Annotated in this window: 18 protein-coding genes; 14 read left to right on the forward strand and 4 right to left on the reverse strand. The window is 70.3% G+C overall.

What is annotated here, in order from left to right:
* Positions 1-23 precede the first annotated feature (23 nt).
* From ACQPWZ_RS16885 to pstB, 10 genes are all read left to right on the forward strand, one after another.
* On the forward strand, positions 24-410 hold the full coding sequence (locus ACQPWZ_RS16885) for a GntR family transcriptional regulator (RefSeq protein WP_340473896.1): 387 nt from the start codon (positions 24-26) through the stop codon (positions 408-410).
* The gene (locus ACQPWZ_RS16890) at positions 407-1285 is read left to right on the forward strand and encodes an ABC transporter ATP-binding protein (RefSeq protein ID WP_433571754.1); all 879 of its coding nucleotides are present in this window, start codon (positions 407-409) and stop codon (positions 1283-1285) included. The genes ACQPWZ_RS16885 and ACQPWZ_RS16890 overlap by 4 nt, the downstream gene beginning before the upstream one ends.
* On the forward strand, positions 1282-2223 hold the full coding sequence (locus ACQPWZ_RS16895; RefSeq protein ID WP_433571755.1) for an ABC transporter permease: 942 nt from the start codon (positions 1282-1284) through the stop codon (positions 2221-2223). Before ACQPWZ_RS16890 ends, ACQPWZ_RS16895 begins: the two co-directional genes overlap by 4 nt.
* 270 nt (positions 2224-2493) lie before the next feature.
* A complete protein-coding gene (locus ACQPWZ_RS16900) occupies positions 2494-4722 on the forward strand; it encodes an RNA degradosome polyphosphate kinase (protein WP_433571756.1) in 2229 nt (742 codons plus the stop codon).
* Positions 4709-5788, forward strand: a complete 1080-nt coding sequence (locus ACQPWZ_RS16905; protein ID WP_423247647.1) for a CHAD domain-containing protein — start codon at positions 4709-4711, stop codon at positions 5786-5788. The genes ACQPWZ_RS16900 and ACQPWZ_RS16905 overlap by 14 nt, the downstream gene beginning before the upstream one ends.
* 71 nt (positions 5789-5859) lie before the next feature.
* The gene (locus tag ACQPWZ_RS16910) at positions 5860-6303 is read left to right on the forward strand and encodes an NUDIX hydrolase (RefSeq protein WP_356706342.1); all 444 of its coding nucleotides are present in this window, start codon (positions 5860-5862) and stop codon (positions 6301-6303) included.
* A 434-nt stretch (positions 6304-6737) separates the two neighbouring features.
* Positions 6738-7871 carry a phosphate ABC transporter substrate-binding protein PstS gene (gene pstS / locus ACQPWZ_RS16915; protein WP_340473902.1) on the forward strand — a complete coding sequence of 378 codons (1134 nt, stop codon included), beginning with the start codon at positions 6738-6740 and terminating at the stop codon, positions 7869-7871.
* A 103-nt stretch (positions 7872-7974) separates the two neighbouring features.
* Positions 7975-8973 (forward strand): phosphate ABC transporter permease subunit PstC, encoded by a 999-nt coding sequence (gene pstC, locus ACQPWZ_RS16920; protein WP_433571757.1) that lies wholly within the window; start codon positions 7975-7977, stop codon positions 8971-8973.
* A complete protein-coding gene (pstA, locus tag ACQPWZ_RS16925) occupies positions 8970-10046 on the forward strand; it encodes a phosphate ABC transporter permease PstA (protein ID WP_340473904.1) in 1077 nt (358 codons plus the stop codon). The genes pstC and pstA overlap by 4 nt, the downstream gene beginning before the upstream one ends.
* A 27-nt stretch (positions 10047-10073) precedes the next feature.
* Positions 10074-10850, forward strand: coding sequence for a phosphate ABC transporter ATP-binding protein PstB (pstB, locus tag ACQPWZ_RS16930; protein ID WP_340473905.1), 777 nt, complete (start codon positions 10074-10076; stop codon positions 10848-10850).
* A gap of 330 nt (positions 10851-11180) precedes the next feature.
* Here pstB and ACQPWZ_RS16935 read toward each other — a convergent pair whose 3' ends face one another.
* Both ACQPWZ_RS16935 and ACQPWZ_RS16940 read right to left on the reverse strand, forming a co-directional pair.
* Positions 11181-12179, reverse strand: a complete 999-nt coding sequence (locus tag ACQPWZ_RS16935; protein ID WP_383244272.1) for an inorganic phosphate transporter — start codon at positions 12177-12179, stop codon at positions 11181-11183.
* A gap of 5 nt (positions 12180-12184) precedes the next feature.
* A complete protein-coding gene (locus tag ACQPWZ_RS16940; RefSeq protein WP_313945515.1) occupies positions 12185-12805 on the reverse strand; it encodes a DUF47 domain-containing protein in 621 nt (206 codons plus the stop codon).
* A 242-nt stretch (positions 12806-13047) separates the two neighbouring features.
* Between ACQPWZ_RS16940 and ACQPWZ_RS16945 the strand changes: the two genes are divergently transcribed.
* Positions 13048-13380, forward strand: a complete 333-nt coding sequence (locus ACQPWZ_RS16945) for a metal-sensitive transcriptional regulator (RefSeq protein ID WP_313945514.1) — start codon at positions 13048-13050, stop codon at positions 13378-13380.
* 116 nt (positions 13381-13496) lie between these two features.
* Here ACQPWZ_RS16945 and ACQPWZ_RS16950 read toward each other — a convergent pair whose 3' ends face one another.
* Both ACQPWZ_RS16950 and ACQPWZ_RS16955 read right to left on the reverse strand, forming a co-directional pair.
* Positions 13497-13673: a hypothetical protein gene (locus ACQPWZ_RS16950; protein WP_340473908.1), complete on the reverse strand. Its 177-nt coding sequence runs from the start codon at positions 13671-13673 to the stop codon at positions 13497-13499.
* 172 nt (positions 13674-13845) lie between these two features.
* The gene (locus ACQPWZ_RS16955; RefSeq protein ID WP_383244266.1) at positions 13846-14676 is read right to left on the reverse strand and encodes a hypothetical protein; all 831 of its coding nucleotides are present in this window, start codon (positions 14674-14676) and stop codon (positions 13846-13848) included.
* 126 nt (positions 14677-14802) lie between these two features.
* Between ACQPWZ_RS16955 and ACQPWZ_RS16960 the strand changes: the two genes are divergently transcribed.
* The 3 genes from ACQPWZ_RS16960 to ACQPWZ_RS16970 all read left to right on the forward strand — a co-directional run bounded on the left by ACQPWZ_RS16960 (position 14803) and on the right by ACQPWZ_RS16970 (position 16929).
* A complete protein-coding gene (locus ACQPWZ_RS16960) occupies positions 14803-14982 on the forward strand; it encodes a hypothetical protein (RefSeq protein WP_405570866.1) in 180 nt (59 codons plus the stop codon).
* An 80-nt stretch (positions 14983-15062) separates the two neighbouring features.
* Entirely contained in the window at positions 15063-16634 is a 1572-nt protein-coding gene (locus ACQPWZ_RS16965) for an FAD-binding oxidoreductase (RefSeq protein ID WP_405570868.1), read from the forward strand.
* A gap of 55 nt (positions 16635-16689) precedes the next feature.
* Positions 16690-16929 (forward strand): hypothetical protein, encoded by a 240-nt coding sequence (locus tag ACQPWZ_RS16970; protein WP_356706732.1) that lies wholly within the window; start codon positions 16690-16692, stop codon positions 16927-16929.
* Positions 16930-16941 lie beyond the last annotated feature (12 nt).

The raw sequence follows: 16941 nt of genomic DNA on the forward strand, positions 1-16941 counted from the left end.
CTTGATTAGTGAAAGGGTGGTTGATGATCGAATACCGGATCGACCGGCGCAGCGGAGTCGCCACCTATCTGCAGATCGTCCAGCAGACCAAACAGGCGCTGCGCCTCGGACTCCTCGAACCCGGCGACCGTCTGCCCACCGCCCGCGACGTGGTGGAGGCGACCGCCATCAACCCGAACACCGTGCTCAAGGCCTACCGCGAACTGGAGCGTGAAGGCCTCGTCGAGGCACGCCGCGGGCTCGGCACCTTCGTCCGCAGGTCCCTGGGTGCCACCCCCGCCGACTCACCGCTGCGCGGCGAACTCGCCGAATGGGGACGACGGGCGCGGGCCGCGGGCCTGGAGCGGGACGACGTGGCCGCGCTGTTCACATCCGTACTGGACGAGCTCTACAAGGGGGACGACATATGACCGGCACAGCCCTGCAAGCCGACGGCCTCGGCCGGCGGTTCCGGCGCGGATGGGCCCTGCGGGAATGCACCTTCCGACTGCCCGCCGGGAGGATCTGCGGCCTCGTCGGACCCAACGGCGCAGGCAAGTCCACCCTGCTGGCCCTCGCGGCGGGACTGCTGCGCCCGACGGAGGGCAGCATCGAGATCCTCGGCACGGACCCCGCGTCCGCCCGTGCACGCATGGCGTACGTCGGCCAGGACAAGCCGCTGCATCCTCAGCTGACGGTGGCCCAGACCCTGCGGTTCGGCGCCGAACTCAACCCGGACGTCTGGGACATGGACAGCGCACAGCGGGTCGTGGCAGCCGGCGAACTCGACGGCACGGCCCGCGTCCGCACCCTGTCCGGCGGCCAGCGCACCCGCCTCGCCCTGGCCCTCGCTCTCGGCAAGCGGGCCGAACTGCTGCTCCTCGACGAGCCGATGGCGGACCTGGACCCGCTCGCCCGGCACCAGCTGATGGGCACGCTGCTCGCGGACGCGGCCGAGCGCGGTACGACGGTGGTGATGTCGTCGCACATCCTCACCGAGCTGGAGGACACCTGCGACTACGTGGTGCTCGTCGACGCGGGGCGCGTCCGGCTCGCGGGCGGGACCGACGACCTGCTGACCGCCCACACCCTGGTCACCGGCCCGGCACAGGACTTCGCCCCGCACACCGTGGTCGAAGCACGGACGACGGGCCGCGCCACCACGGCGCTCCTGCGGCGTGACGGCCCGGTCTCGGACGACTGGCAGACGGCGCAGCCCTCCCTCGAAGACCTCCTCCTCGCCCACCTGCGCAACCCGGACGCACCGGCCCTGTTCACCCCGAGCGCGACAGGAATCCCCCGATGAACCAGGCAATGCTCGCCGGCCCACGCCGGACCGTCCTCCAACTGCACCGCCGCGCCCTGTGGGCCGCGCTCGCCCTGTTCGGCGCTGCCGCCGTGACCCTCGTCGCGCTGCGACTGCGCGTCGACACGCTCGACACCACCGATCCGTGCCGAGGCGGGACCGGCTGCAACGAAGCGATCCAGGGCCTCGTCCAGGCCCACGAGTGGCTGCGGGCCGGGCTCGACCAGGTGGCCACGGGCGTCCTGCTCCTGCCGCTCGCGATCGCGGCGTTCGCGGCCGGTCCACTGATCGCCCGCGAGCTGGAAACCGGTACGTACCGGCTCGCCTGGACCCAGTCGGTGACTCCCACCAGGTGGCTCGCGGCCAAACTGCTCCTTCCCGCGGTCGTCGTCACGGCAGGGACGGCCGTGCTCGTCGCCGCCTTCCGCTGGAGCCGCCCGCCCACCACCGGGAACGGCGCCGGAATGCTGTGGGACAGCCCGGTGTACGCGTCCATGGGAGTCATCACCTTCGCGTACGGACTCCTGGCGATCGCCGTCGGCGCGCTCACCGCGCTGCTGGTGCGCCGCACCGTCGTCGCCATGAGCGTGGCCGGCCTCGCGACCGGAGGGCTCATGCTCCTCGTCACCACGCTGCGTCCGCACCTGTGGCCCGTCGCGACCAGGTCGGCCATCGGCAACGAGCAGGACCTGTGGATTCTTCAGCAGGGCAAGCTCACGGCCTCCGGCAAGCGGCTCTTCTGGCAGGACTGCTACGGCCTCCCCCGCACGAGCCCGGAACAGTGCATGGCCGACCGCGGCGCCGTCGGGGAGTTCCACGACGTGCATCCCTCCTCGCACTTCTGGCCGCTCCAGCTCGTGGAGACCGGCATCGTGCTGGCGCTTGCCGCCGCGGCCGTCGCGGCCGCATTCTGGCTGCTGCGCCGGCGCCACGGCTGACCGCTTACCCCCGTACCCCCGGGGACCGTCCGGCGCACGCCGCCGGACCCGCCGGAACGCCCCTGCATCCCGTGCCGGACCCCTCGCGCGACCCCGGGGGGTCCCGCCGCGCTTTCCCGCGCGTCATGTCGTCGTTACCGGCCATTCAGACGCCCTTGCGACCCTCTCTCAATGCAGCCCGCCGTGCCCGCCTCCCCCAACGGCAGATTCCACCTCGATCAGGCACCCTCCGACGCGCCCGTCATGCCCACTACGCGGAAGAATGGGTCCATGAGTCAGCAGCCCGCCGAGGTACCGGTCCAGCACCCCCAGCCGTCCGTCGGCTCCATAGCCGCGCACCGCCCGCACACCGTCGCGGCCACGGTGTCCGAGCTGGAACCCGACCTCGACGCCGATCTCGACGGCTACGAGGAGGATCACGACGGTTCGGGCGCCGAACTGCCCCAGGGACGGTTCCTGGACCGGGAGCGCAGCTGGCTCGCGTTCAACGAGCGGGTCCTGGAGCTCGCCGAGGATCCGGCCACACCGCTGCTCGAACGGGCGAACTTCCTCGCCATCTTCGCGTCCAACCTGGACGAGTTCTTCATGGTCCGGGTGGCCGGCCTCAAGCGCCGTATCGCCACCGGTGTCGCCACCCGTTCGGCCTCCGGGCTCCAGCCGCGCGAGGTCCTCGATCTGATCTGGACCCGCTCCCGCGAGATCATGGCCCGGCACGCCGCCGCCTACCAGCAGGACGTCGCCCCGGCGCTCGCCGAGGAAGGGGTCCACCTCATCCGCTGGCCGGACCTCACCGAGAAGGAGCAGGCGCGGCTGTTCACGCTGTTCCGGCAGCAGATCTTCCCGGTGCTCACGCCGCTGGCCGTCGACCCGGCGCACCCCTTCCCGTACATCTCCGGGCTCTCGCTGAACCTCGCCGTCGTCGTCCGCAACCCGGTCAGCGGACACCGCCACTTCGCCCGGGTGAAGGTCCCGCCCCTCCTGTCCCGCTTCCTGGAGGCCTCGCCGCAGCGGTACGTACCGCTGGAGGACGTGATCGCGGCCCACCTGGAGGAGCTCTTTCCCGGCATGGAGGTGCTCGCGCACCACATGTTCCGGGTGACCAGGAACGAGGACCTGGAGGTCGAGGAGGACGACGCCGAGAACCTCCTCCAGGCGCTGGAGAAGGAGCTCATGCGGCGCCGCTTCGGGCCGCCGGTGCGCCTGGAGGTCGAGGAGTCCATCGACCCTTACGTCCTCGACCTGCTGGTGCGCGAGCTGAAGGTGTCCGACGCCGAGGTCTACCCGCTGCCGGGCCCGCTGGACCTGACCGGACTCTTCGGCATCGCGGCACTGGACCGGCCCGAGCTGAAGTTCCCGAAGTTCGTCGCCGGCACCCACCGGGAACTCGCCGAGGTCGAGTCCGCCTCCGCACCCGACATCTTCATGGCGCTGCGCGAGCGCGACGTCCTGCTGCACCACCCGTACGACAGCTTCTCCACGTCCGTGCAGGCCTTCCTGGAGCAGGCCGCCGCCGACCCGGACGTGCTCGCGATCAAGCAGACCCTGTACCGGACCTCCGGCGACTCGCCCATCGTGGACGCGCTGATAGACGCCGCCGAGTCGGGCAAGCAGGTCCTCGTCCTGGTCGAGATCAAGGCCCGTTTCGACGAGCAGGCCAACATCAAGTGGGCGCGCAAGCTGGAGGAGTCCGGCTGCCACGTCGTCTACGGACTCGTCGGCCTCAAGACCCACTGCAAGCTGTCCCTGGTGGTGCGCCAGGAGGGCGACACCCTGCGCCGCTACTCGCACGTCGGCACCGGCAACTACCACCCGAAGACCGCCCGGCTGTACGAGGACCTGGGGCTGCTGACCGCCGACCCGCAGGTCGGCGCGGACCTGTCCGACCTGTTCAACAGGCTGTCGGGCTACTCACGGCGCGAGACCTACCGCCGGCTGCTGGTCGCGCCCAAATCCCTGCGCGACGGTCTCATCGCGCGCATCAACAAGGAAGCGGCGCACCACCGCGCCGGGCGTCCCGCGTACGTCCGCATCAAGGTCAACTCGATGGTGGACGAGGCGGTCATCGACGCCTGCTACCGGGCCGCGATGGCGGGCGTGCCGGTCGACATCTGGGTGCGCGGCATCTGCGCGCTGCGCCCCGGCGTCACCGGGCTCTCGGAGAACATACGGGTGCGCTCCATCCTCGGACGCTTCCTCGAACACTCCCGGATCTTCTCCTTCGGCAACGGTGGAGAACCCGAAGTCTGGTTCGGCAGCGCCGACATGATGCACCGCAACCTCGACCGCCGTATCGAGGCCCTGGTACGGGTCACCGACCCCGCCCACCGCGCGACGATCACCCGCCTTCTGGAGACCGGTATGTCCGACTCCACGTCCTCCTGGCACCTCGGCCCGGACGGCGCATGGACCCGGCATGCCACGGATCCGGAGGGCCAGCCGCTGCGGAACGTACAGGAGATGCTCATAGACGCCCGGAGGCGCCGGCGTGCACAGCCCTGATCTCTCCCGGGAGGACGCACCCGCCGTCCCGTCCGGTCCCCCCACCGCGGTCACCGCGGGCGAGGCCCTCGCCCGGTACCTGAACGCGCGGGCGGGCGACTTCCTGCGCAGCCTGCGGCTGCACAGCGAGAGCGGTTCGGACACGGCGGGTGCGGCCGAGGCCGCCCGGTCGCTGCGCATGTCCGCCCGCCGTATCAGCGGGACCCTGCACACCTTCCGGCCGCTGCTCGACCCGGGCTGGGCGGACGATCTGCGGACCGAGCTGGCCTGGCTGTCGGCCACGCTGGCGCAGGAACACGCCTGCACCTCCCGGCTGAACCGGCTGCTGAGCGCCCTGTCCCGGCTCTCGGGCGCCACACCCGTGCCGTCGGCCAGGGGTGAGTTCCGGGTGCTGGACGGCGCGCCGGGCCCCGGGGCCGCGGACGCGCCCCGCCCCTCCGGCAGCCTCACCGTGGGCGCCGCCCGCGCGGGTGCCCTGCTGGAGCGGCAACTCACCCTGGCCCGGACGCGCGCCCACTCCGCAGCCCTCCAGGCGCTGGGCTCCTCGCGTTTCCACGGCGTCGCCGACGCCGTCGCCGTACTCGCCTCCGAGCTGCCGCTCGGCCCCGTCGCGAGCGCCCCGGCCTCCGAGGCCCTGGCCCCCGCCGCCGAGGTCGCCGAGCGCCGGCTGGTGGACGCCGTCGCCGCACTGCCGCTGTCGCGTGCGGGCCACCCGTACAACGCCGAGGCCCTCGTGCACGGCCTCGCCACCGCCTCGGCCGGAGAGGCGCAGGACGCGCCCTGGCACCAGGTCCGCCGGCTGCTGCGGCTGCACCGGTACGCCCAGGAAGTGCTGTACCCGAACGCGGATCCGGTGCTGGGCCGCGCGGGTCTGGTCCTCGACCGGCACCGCGACGCCGCCGAGGCGGCCGCCGCTGCCGCCGCCGCGGCCCGCACCCCCCGGATCGCTCCGGCCACGGCGTACGCGCTGGGGGTGCTGCACGCGGACCAGCGGCACGAGGTGGAGGCGGCCCGTTTCGCCTTCCAGGAGGTGTGGCGGACCACCACCGCGGTATCCGCGCCATGAAGGGCCCGGGGCCGGGTCCTCGATGCGGTTCATGAGGACGGGCTCATGGGACCGGGCACAGGAGGCGAGCCATGGAGGCAGCTGATGAAAGCGGGCTTCTGATGGGCGACAGCACGGTCCATGCGGCGGGGTGCGTCCTGTGGCGCCGGGCCCCGTACGACGAGGGCCTGGAGATCTGTCTGGTGCACCGGCCCAAGTACGACGACTGGTCGCACCCCAAGGGCAAACTGAAACGCGGTGAGGACACCCTCGCCGGTGCGTTGCGCGAAGTGCTGGAGGAGACCGGTCACGCGTGTGTCCCCGGCGCCCGGCTGCCGACCGCGCGCTACTTTGCGAACGGGCGCCCGAAGCAGGTCACGTACTGGGCGGCCGAGGCGACGACGGGGTCCTTCACCCCGAGCGAGGAGGTGGACCGCATTCTGTGGCTGCCGCCCGCCGCGGCACGCAACCGGCTGACGCAGCCGCGGGACCGCCAGCTGCTGGACGCGCTGCTCGACGCGCTGCACTCGGCCTGATGCACGAGGCTGGGACGTAAAGGCCGAGCGCCGAGGGCCACGACCACCGGTCCTGGGAGCCGAGGTCCCGGAGCCCGAGGCCGAAGCCGCCGGGAGCGGCCCCGGACCCGATCTGCCGGCAGTCCCCGACCTTCACCAGGCTGTCCCCGACGGCCCGCCGGCCCGCGCCGGACAGACGTACGGACGGTCACCGGGACAGGGGTACGGGTGAACGGAGCGCGACCGTCCGATCCGCCGCGCCACCAGGCACCCAGCCGCCCGACACGGTTCACCTTCCGTTCACTCTCCCCCTTGGGCCGCTTCACCTGATCTGCCTAATTTCGGCCTTACACGGTGACCGGCAAAGGGCCGGCTCCCCCCACCCCGACACACGCCGCACTGAACGTCCCCGACTCAGGTCAACGTCCGGCGGCTCCTGGAAGGAACACCCGAAAGTGAAGCTTCAGCGCAAGAACGGGCTTCGCGCCACCGCGCTCGGCGCCCTCGCCGTGACCGGCGCCCTGGTCCTCACGGCGTGTGGTTCGGACGACAACGCGGGCGGAACCGGCGGCACCGGCGAGAAGACCAACGCTGCGTCGAACATCAAGTGCGACGACGCCAAGGGCAAGCTGCCCGCCTCCGGTTCCAGCGCTCAGAAGAACGCCATGGACCTGTGGGTCAAGAACTACATGGCGGCCTGCTCCGGCGTGGAGGTCAACTACAAGTCCTCCTCCTCCGGTGAGGGAATCGTCGCCTTCAACCAGGGCACGGTGGGCTTCGCCGGATCCGACTCGGCCCTCAAGCCCGAAGAGGTCGAGGACTCGAAGAAGATCTGCAAGGGCGGCCAGGGCATCAACCTGCCCATGGTCGGCGGCCCGATCGCGATCGGTTACAACCTGTCCGGTGTCGAGGGTCTGACCCTGGACGCCCCGACCGTCGCCAAGATCTTCAACAACAAGATCAAGAAGTGGAACGACCCGGCGATCGCCGCTCTGAACAAGGGCAAGACGCTCCCGGACAAGGCGATCCAGGCCTTCCACCGCTCCGAGGACTCCGGCACCACGCAGAACCTCGGCAAGTACCTCGGCAAGACCGCCAAGGCGGACTGGCCCTACGAGGCCGAGAAGAGCTGGCCCGCCCCCGGCGGCCAGGCCGCGTCCGGTTCCTCCGGCGTCGCCGCCCAGGTCAAGCAGGTCGACGGCGCGATCGGCTACTTCGAGCTCTCCTACGCGAGCTCGCAGTCCATCCCGACCGTGGACATCAACACCGGTGCCGCTGCTCCGGTGAAGGCCACCTCCGAGAACGCCTCCAAGGCCATCGCCGCCGCCAAGGTCAAGGGCACCGGCAAGGACCTGGCCCTCGACCTGGACTACACCACCAAGGCCGAAGGCGCCTACCCGATCGTCCTCGTGACCTACGAGGTCGTCTGCGACACGGGCAACAAGGCCGAGACGCTGGGCACGGTCAAGTCCTTCCTGACCTACACCGCCGGCGACGAGGGCCAGAAGGTCCTCTCCGAGGCGGGCTACGCCCCGATCCCGACCGAGATCAACGCCAAGGTCCGCGAGACCGTCGCGGGTCTGAAGTAACGCAACCGGCCGGCGGGGGCCTTCGGGCCCCCGCCGGCCACCTCATCCGGTGCACCGCCGCCAGGGGAGTCCTGCCGCTCCCCCACCACAGACCGGAAAGACCATGGCTTCCACCACATCCATAGACGCACCCCCTCCAACGCCGGCTCCGCCGGTCAACAGGAAAAAGGGTTCCACCGGCCGCACCGGCGACAAGGTCTTCCTCGGCCTGTCCCGCGGTTCGGGCATCCTGCTCCTGGTGATCATGGCGTCGATCGCCGCGTTCCTCACCTACCGCTCCGTGCTCGCCATCTCGGCGGACGAGGGCAACTTTCTCACCACGTTCGAGTGGAACCCGGCGGGCGACCCGCCGGTGTTCGGCATCGCGGTCCTCCTCTTCGGCACCGTCATCAGCTCGATCATCGCGATGGCGATCGCCGTCCCGATCGCCGTCGGCATCGCGCTGTTCATCTCGCACTACGCGCCGCGCAAGCTGGCTTCCCCCATCGCCTACGTGGTCGACCTGCTGGCCGCCGTGCCGTCGATCATCTACGGCATCTGGGGCGCGCTCTTCCTGGTCCCCTACCTGGAGGGCCTGAACCTCTGGCTCGACCAGTTCTTCGGGTGGACCTACATCTTCGAGAAGACCGAGGTCGGCGTCGCCCGCTCGCTGTTCACCGTCGGCATCCTGCTGGCGATCATGATCCTTCCGATCGTGACCAGCGTCAGCCGCGAAGTCTTCCTCCAGGTCCCGCGGATGAACGAAGAGGCAGCCCTCGCGCTCGGCGCCACCCGCTGGGAAGTCATCCGCATGTCGGTGCTCCCCTTCGGCCGGTCCGGCGTGATCTCCGCCTCGATGCTCGGCCTCGGCCGCGCACTCGGCGAGACGATGGCCGTCGCCACGGTGCTGTCGCCGAGCTTCCTGATCTCCCTGCATCTGCTCAATCCGGGCGGAGGCACCTTCGCCCAGAACATCGCGGCGAAGTTCGACGAGGCCAACGAGTTCGGGCGGGACGCACTGATCGCCTCCGGTCTCGTCCTGTTCATCCTCACCCTGCTGGTCAACGGCGCGGCCCGCCTGATCATCGCCCGCCGCAAGGAGTACTCGGGGGCCAACGCATGAGCCAGACAGCCATCCAGGACAGGCCCACCCCGACGCCGCCGGTCCGCAAGGACGGCCTGCGCAGCCGCTCCCTCCCCCGCTTCGCGCCCCTCGGTTTCGCCGTCGTCGCGATCGCGCTCGGTGTCGGCCTCGGTCTCGCCGCCGGCTGGGAGAGCCGCATCCAGTGGGGCCTGATCTCGGCTCTCTTCTTCGTCGTCATCTCGTACGTGGTCACCACGGTCGTCGAGAACAAGCGACAGGCCAAGGACCGTCTGGCCACCAGCGTCGTCTGGGTCTGCTTCGTCCTCGCCGTCATCCCGCTCTTCTCGCTGATCTGGGTGACCGTCAGCCGCGGTATGAAGGTGCTCGACGGGTACTTCCTGACCCACTCGATGGCCGGTGTCCCCGGCTTCGAGGCCGGCGGCGGTGTCTACCATGCCATCATCGGCACGCTGGAGCAGGTCGGTATCGCCACCGTGCTCTCGGTGCCGCTCGGTCTGCTGACCGCGATCTACCTGGTCGAGTACGGCAAGGGCACGCTGGCCAAGGCCGTCACCTTCTTCGTCGACGTCATGACGGGCATCCCGTCGATCGTCGCGGGCCTGTTCCTCCTCTCGATCATGCTGCTGTTCGAGCTGGAGCCGTCCGGCCTGATGGGCGCGCTGGCACTGGCGATCCTCATGGTCCCGGTCGTCGTCCGCTCCACCGAGGAGATGCTCAAGCTCGTCCCGAACGAGCTGCGCGAGGCGTCGCTGGCCCTCGGTGTGCCGAAGTACCGCACGATCGTCAAGGTCGTCATCCCGACCGCGCTCGGCGGCATCACCACCGGTGTGATGCTCGCGATCGCGCGTATCGCGGGTGAGACCGCGCCGATCCTGCTGCTGGTCTTCGGCAGCCAGCTGATCAACAGCAATCCTTTCGAAGGCGCCCAGTCCTCCCTCCCCTTCTACATCTGGGAGCAGTACCGGGTGGGCAGCGAGGCGTCGTACGACCGCGCCTGGGCCGCCGCCCTGGTGCTGATCGCCTTCGTCATGATTCTCAACCTGGTGGCCCGCGGCATCGCCCGCTGGAAGGCCCCGAAGTCCGGTCGCTAAAGCGTCCATGAAAGCGAAGTGATCCCCATGGCCAAGCGAATCGACGTCAGCGGCCTCTCTGCCTTCTACGGCTCCCACAAGGCGATCGAGGACATCTCGATGACCGTGGAGCCCCGCTCCGTGACGGCCTTCATCGGCCCGTCCGGCTGCGGCAAGTCCACCTTCCTGCGCACCCTGAACCGTATGCACGAGGTCACCCCCGGCGGCCGCGTCGAGGGCAAGGTGCTGCTGGACGACGAGAACCTCTACGGCTCCAGCGTCGACCCGGTCTCCGTGCGCCGTACGGTCGGCATGGTCTTCCAGCGTCCGAACCCGTTCCCGACGATGTCCATCTACGACAACGTCGCCGCCGGTCTGCGCCTCAACCGCAGCTACAAGAAGAGCGAGCTCAACGCGGTCGTCGAGAAGTCGCTCAAGGGCGCGAACCTCTGGAACGAGGTGAAGGACCGCCTCAACAAGCCGGGTTCCGGTCTCTCCGGCGGTCAGCAGCAGCGTCTGTGCATCGCCCGCGCGATCGCCGTCGAGCCCGACGTCCTGCTGATGGACGAGCCCTGCTCGGCGCTCGACCCGATCTCGACCCTCGCGATCGAGGACCTGATCGGCGAGCTGAAGGAGCGCTTCACGATCGTCATCGTGACGCACAACATGCAGCAGGCGGCGCGGGTCTCGGACCGTACGGCGTTCTTCAACCTCTCGGCGGTCGGCCAGCCCGGAAAGCTGATCGAGATAGACGAGACGGAGCGCATCTTCGCGAACCCGTCGGTGCAGGCGACCGAGGACTACATCTCGGGCCGCTTCGGGTGATCACCGCTCCCGCGGCGACCCCGGGCGGACGGCACCGGCTGCCGGCGCCCGGCCGCCCCGTCGCCCCCTAACACGTCTCGCGGTGCTGCATGGCGGTGCCACCGCAAGACGAAGGGCCCGCCCCCTCTCCAGGGGGCGGGCCCACATGTCTTTCCGGCTGTGGCCGTACGGGCGCTCTCACCGGGCCGGCGGCCCTCGAAGCGGGCGCTCTGTTCGGGGCGGGCAGTGGTACGGCTGCCGTCCGAGCCGGCGGCGCCCAGGCGATCGTCCGGGCCTTCTTCCGGGGCGGGTGGCCCTGTGGGGCCACGGCCCCGCCGTCCGGCGCGGGCGTCAGCCGAACGCCAGGTACACGACCCCGTAGCTCAGCGCCGCGACCGCCGCGGCGGCCGGCATCGTGATGAACCAGCCCATGATGATGTTCTTCGCGACGCCCCACCGGACCGCGTTGACGCGCTTCGTCGCCCCGACACCCATGATCGCGGACGTGATCACATGCGTCGTCGAGATCGGCGCGTGGAACAGGAACGCCGAACCGAACATGATCGAGGCGCCGGTCGTCTCCGCCGCGAACCCCTGCGGCGGGTCCAGCTCGATGATCTTCCGCCCCAGCGTCCGCATGATGCGCCAGCCACCCGCGTACGTGCCGAGCGAGAGCATCACCGCGCAGGCGATCTTCACCCAGACCGGGATCGCGTCGCCCTGGCCCTCGACATCGGCGATGACCAGCGCCATCACCACGATGCCCATCGTCTTCTGGGCGTCCTGGAGTCCGTGCCCGAGCGCCATACCGGCCGCCGAGACGGTCTGGGCTATCCGGAATCCGCGCTTGGCCTTGTGCGGGTTGGACTTCCGGAACATCCACATGATCGCGACCATCACCAGATAGCCGCAGACCAGACCCACGATGGGCGAGATGAACATCGGGATGACGACCTTCTCCAGGACGCCGGTCCAGATCACATCCGTGCCGCCGGCGAGCGCCGCGCCCACCATGCCGCCGAACAGCGCGTGCGAGGAGGACGAGGGAAGGCCGAAGTACCAGGTGACGAGGTTCCACACGATCGCGCCGAGCAACGCGGCGAAGAGGATGCCCATCCCCTTGCTGCCCTGGGGCGTCGCGATGAGCCCCTCGCTGACGGTCTTGGCCACGCCCTGTCCGAGGAACGCGCCCGCGAGGTTCATCACCGCGGCCATCGCCAGCGCCGCGCGCGGTGTCAGGGCGCGGGTGGAGACGGACGTCGCGATGGCGTTCGCGGAGTCGTGGAAGCCGTTGGTGTACGTGAATCCGAGCGCGACACCAATGGTCACGATCAGGGCAAACGTGTCCACAAGCTTCAGGACTCCTTGACCGCAATGGTCTCGACGGTGTTCGCGACATGCTCGAAGGCGTCGGCCGCCTCTTCCAGCACGTCCACGATCTGCTTCAGCTTGAGGACCTCGATGGCCTCGTACTTACCGTTGAAGAGGTGGGCCAGCAGCTTGCGGTGGATCTGGTCGGCCTGGTTCTCGAGGCGGTTGACCTCGATCCAGTACTCGGTGAGGTTGTCCATGGTCCGCAGGTGCGGCATGGCCTCCGCCGTCAGCTCCGCAGCCCGCGCCAGGACCTCGATCTGCTGCTCCACACCCTTCGGCAGCTCCTCGACCTGGTACAGCACGACCAGGTCGACGGCCTCCTCCATGAAGTCCATGATGTCGTCGAGCGAGGAGGCGAGCTTGTAGATGTCCTCGCGGTCGAACGGCGTGATGAAGGAGGAGTTCAGCTGGTGGAAGATCGCGTGCGTCGCGTCGTCTCCCGCGTGCTCCGCTGCCCGCATCCGTTCCGCGATCTCGGCCCGGGCGGAGGAGTCCGCCCCGAGCAGTTCCATCAGGAGCTTGGAGCCCGTGACGATGTTGTCCGCGGATGCGGCGAACATGTCGTAGAAGCTCGTCTCCCTGGGGGTCAGACGAAATCGCACGTGGGGTCCTCGGGGTGCATTGGATTCGGTCAGGCTGATGCTAGGCGCATTCATCCGGCCACGGCCAACCGGCTTCCTCAGTGTCGCCCATCGGCAACAGTGCTCAGCACAGCACCCCCGGCCCCCTGGCCGGAGCGATTCGGTACCATATACCCATGAGGGGTATGTGACTCCTATGTGATGGATCAGGCACAGTTTTCGGACAGGCTCCATCTCGGCACAGCTGACAACCGGAGGACGCGATGACGACCACCGAGGCGGGCGGCCCCCCGGTCACGGACCACGACCGCGGCGTGCACGGCTACCACAAACAGAAGGACGAGCACCTCAAGCGGCTGCGCCGTATCGAGGGCCAGATCCGCGGCCTCCAGCGCATGGTCGACGAGGACGTCTACTGCATCGACATACTCACGCAGGTCTCCGCCTCCACCAAGGCCCTCCAGTCGTTCGCGCTCCAGCTGCTCGAAGAGCATCTGCGCCACTGCGTCGCGGACGCCGCGGTCAAGGGAGGCGACGAGATCGACGCCAAGGTCGAGGAAGCCACCAAGGCCATCGCCCGCCTGCTGCGCACCTGACCTGCCGCTTTCCCTGATCTGCCGGCCACACGGCCGGCCCTTTCCCGCCCTGCCGCGCATCCGACCGCCGCATACCGACCTGCCGTGCCCCGGGGATGGTCCCGCCGCGTGGAGGGTCAGTCGAGTCGGCCGGATTCGGACCGCTCGGCCGCCACCTTCAGCACCTCGTCGATACGGTCCGGGCTCAGCCGGTCCTCGTCCGCGGCCGACGCCGCGATGATCAACTCGCCGCACAGTTCGATCTCGGCAAGCGCCACGTGGTCCTGGACGGTCGTCGTACTGGGCGGAGCCACGTGCGTTCACCTCTTCCTGCCGGGCGTCGACTTCCTAGCGTAGGGAGTGATGCACACACCGCGCATGGCACGTCCGGACCATTTCGGGGGTGTCTTTCAGATCTTCCCGGGCCGGCCCGAAGGGGCCCCACGGGCCCCGGCGGCGAACGGACACGGACACGAAGAACACGGACTACGTCCCGATCCTGCCGGCGTAGATGTCCCGCCGGTCGGGAAGAACGATGGTCACCGGAGTGCCGAAGTCGTAGAGCACCGTGGTCGACGTGACCGCGACCGTACCGGTCGCGTTGGCGAAACTGAAGCGGTGCCGCACCTTGCGGAGCCGGCCCTCCTCGTCGAGATAGACGTCGAACGGCACGGTGTCGGTGGCGAACCCTTTCGCCGCAGCCGCCAGCGAGGCCCGCGCATGCGGTTCGGCCGCCCGCGCCGCCCGCCCGATGTCCGTGCTCCCCCGGTAGTGGTGCACCGTCTCGCCGGCGACACTCTCCTCACCGACGTACGTCACGTCCCGGGCGCCGCGCAGCAGTTCGGCCGCGGCCAGCGGATCCGTCGCCCCGCCGGTGACCAGATTGCCGTCCGCGAGGGTCGTCGTGTCGATCCGCACCCACTTGTCGGCGGGCACACCCGCGCCCCGGTTCTTCATGTAGAGCGCCCCGGGCGCCATCAGCTCGGTGACAGGTCGGTGTTCGTCCGCGCCCGCAGGGTCCTTCGGCAGGACCACCGTCAGCCGGCCCATCCGCCGCCGGAAGTCATAGCCGCCCTCGCCCTGGATGGTCACCCGCGTCCCGCCGGTCGCGGTCTCCATCGACGTACGCGCCCGGGCGCTGCCGGCAGCGACCAGCGCGTCCGCCGCCGTGCGCACCCGGTCCGTCCGTGGCCCGCCGGGCCGGTCGTCGGCGACCGCGCCCGTACTGCCGGAGCAGCCGCTGGTCGCCATCACACCCGCCACGGCGGCGGCGACCATCAACGCGCCGCCCCTGCGCCTGTGCTGCTGCACCACCATCGACCGCCAACCCCCAACACCGGAACCGCTGCTTCTACGAGACCTCCGCCCGTCCCGCATAACGACGGCCAGGGCCCGTCGTCACGCGACCACCCGGGTTGCGCTCCGCCCCAGTACCGTGGAGAGGTGCCTGCGCGAGACCTCCCGGACAGCGGAGAATCACCTCATCTCACGACAACCACCGAGCGGGGCTCGTTCGCCATGGCCCGGTGCAGCTGCGGATGGACCGGACCCGCCCGGCGCTCCCGTGAACGAGCCCGTACCGACGCCGAGTTGCACACCGCGGTCGTCACCGCGGGACGCTGAAACCGCACGGGCAGCCCCCTGGACCGCGTCCCTCCGGAACCTCCACGGCCTCATCGCCGTCTTGTCCCCCAGGAGGCACCATGGACCGGCGCGCGCTGCTCACCACCGCTGTAGCTCTGACCGCGACCGCCTGCAGCAGCAGCGCGGGCGGCGGCACACCCACGGCCGAGGCCACCACCGGCACGGCCGGCCGCATCCCCACGTCCCGCGGATCCACCCCGACGGCCTCCGCCGCCGCGGCCGACTGGACGGCTCTCGCCCGCGGCCTGGACGGGCAGCTGGTGCGCCCCGGCGACGCCGCGTACCCCACGGCCCGCCAGCTCTACAACACCCGCTTCGACGCACTGAAACCCGCGGCCGTCGCGTATGTGTCCGGCGAGGACGACATCGCCGAGTGCCTCGCCTACGCCCGGGCCCACCGCACCCCCGTCTCCATACGCAACGGCGGCCACTCCTACGCCGGTTGGTCCTCCGGCAACGGCCGGCTCGTCATCGACGTCTCCGCCCTGAAGAAGGTCGGCACGGACGGCACCATCGGCGCCGGCGCCAAACTGATCGACGTCTACACCACGCTCGGCACAGCGGGCCGCACCATACCGGCCGGCTCCTGCCCCTCCGTCGGGGTGTCCGGCCTCACCCTCGGCGGCGGTCACGGCGTCACCTCGCGTGCGTACGGCCTGACCTGCGACAGCCTCACCTCGGCGAGGATCGTCACGGCCGACGGCAGACGGCTGACGGCGAGCGCGAAGGAGAACAAGGACCTGTTCTGGGCGCTGCGCGGCGCCGGCAACGGCAACTTCGGTGTGGTCACCGAGCTCCGGTTCCGTACGCACCCGGCCCCGCCGACCGTCGTCGGCTATCTCACGTGGCCCTGGTCGAAAGCGGCCGCCGTGTTCTCGGCCTGGCAGCGGTGGGGACCCGACCAGCCCGACGAGATATGGTCCTCCGCCCATCTGTCGGCCGGCCCCGGCGGGCACTCCCCCACCTTCTCCATCGCCGCCTTCTCCCTCGGCACCGAGGGAGACCTGAAGAACGCCGTCGACCGGCTCGCCGACGCGGCGGGCTCGCCGGCGAGCAACGTCTCCATCCGCCGGCGCGGCCATCTCGACGCCATGCTCGGCTACGCGAACTGCGCCACGCTCAGCCAGGACCAGTGCCATCTGCCCGGCCGCACCCCGGGCCGCTCCCCGCAGGGCACGCTCCAGCGTGAGACGTACGCCGCGGCGTCCGGCTTCTTCGACCGGGCGCTCTCCCCGGCCGGTGTCCAGGCACTGCTCGCGGCGGCCGAAGGTTTCACCCGCCTCCCGCAGAGCCAGGGCGGGGGCGGCTCCATCGTCCTGACCGCGCTCGGCGGAGCGGTCAACCGGGTGGACCCGCTGGCGACGGCGTTCGTCCACCGCCGCTCGCGGATGCTCGCGCAGTACATCGCCGCCTGGCGCCCGGGCACGCAGGGCGCGGCCCAGCAGGCGTGGCTGAAGAGCACCCATGCCTCCCTGCGCCGTTTCGCGTCGGGGGCGGCGTACCAGAACTACGTCGATCCGACACTGACCGACTGGCGGCGGGCCTACTACGGCCCCGCGGCGGACCGGCTCACCCGGCTGAAGAAGCAGTACGACCCGGGCAGGCTGTTCGACTTCCCACAGGCGCTGTAGCCCGTACGGGGGCCCCCGAATGGCCGGTACGGTGCCGGGCCTGTGCGCTGGTTACATGAACCGAACCGGACGAATAGCCACGCTCACGGCGACCACGGCGCTCATGCTGGCCCTCCCGTTCGGCGGTGCCGCGCCCGGGGCGTCCGCGGAGCCGGCCGAGACGGCCCCCGCCGTCGCCTCCAAGCCGGACGGCCCGCTCGAGAGTTCCCTCGCGGTGCTCGCCACCGGAGCGATAGCCGGCGCCGGAACCGTACTGATCGTCCGTCGCCACCACCGCCGCAACCGCCGCCGCTGACCCGCCAGGACC

The sequence above is a fragment of the Streptomyces sp. CA-251247 genome, assembly GCF_050952975.1.
Classification (GTDB): domain Bacteria; phylum Actinomycetota; class Actinomycetes; order Streptomycetales; family Streptomycetaceae; genus Streptomyces; species Streptomyces achmelvichensis.

What these genes read in the sequence shown, in the direction of transcription:
- pstB (WP_340473905.1), top strand. Translation starts at nt 10,074, where the DNA reads ATGGCCAAGCGAATCGACGTCAGCGGCCTCTCTGCCTTCTACGGCTCC.
- pstA (WP_340473904.1), top strand. Translation starts at nt 8,970, where the DNA reads ATGAGCCAGACAGCCATCCAGGACAGGCCCACCCCGACGCCGCCGGTC.
- pstC (WP_433571757.1), top strand. Translation starts at nt 7,975, where the DNA reads ATGGCTTCCACCACATCCATAGACGCACCCCCTCCAACGCCGGCTCCG.
- ACQPWZ_RS16890 (WP_433571754.1), top strand. Translation starts at nt 407, where the DNA reads ATGACCGGCACAGCCCTGCAAGCCGACGGCCTCGGCCGGCGGTTCCGG.
- ACQPWZ_RS16970 (WP_356706732.1), top strand. Translation starts at nt 16,690, where the DNA reads ATGAACCGAACCGGACGAATAGCCACGCTCACGGCGACCACGGCGCTC.
- ACQPWZ_RS16945 (WP_313945514.1), top strand. Translation starts at nt 13,048, where the DNA reads ATGACGACCACCGAGGCGGGCGGCCCCCCGGTCACGGACCACGACCGC.
- ACQPWZ_RS16910 (WP_356706342.1), top strand. Translation starts at nt 5,860, where the DNA reads ATGGAGGCAGCTGATGAAAGCGGGCTTCTGATGGGCGACAGCACGGTC.
- ACQPWZ_RS16965 (WP_405570868.1), top strand. Translation starts at nt 15,063, where the DNA reads ATGGACCGGCGCGCGCTGCTCACCACCGCTGTAGCTCTGACCGCGACC.
- ACQPWZ_RS16895 (WP_433571755.1), top strand. Translation starts at nt 1,282, where the DNA reads ATGAACCAGGCAATGCTCGCCGGCCCACGCCGGACCGTCCTCCAACTG.
- ACQPWZ_RS16955 (WP_383244266.1), bottom strand. Translation starts at nt 14,676, where the DNA reads ATGGTGGTGCAGCAGCACAGGCGCAGGGGCGGCGCGTTGATGGTCGCC.
- ACQPWZ_RS16885 (WP_340473896.1), top strand. Translation starts at nt 24, where the DNA reads ATGATCGAATACCGGATCGACCGGCGCAGCGGAGTCGCCACCTATCTG.
- ACQPWZ_RS16900 (WP_433571756.1), top strand. Translation starts at nt 2,494, where the DNA reads ATGAGTCAGCAGCCCGCCGAGGTACCGGTCCAGCACCCCCAGCCGTCC.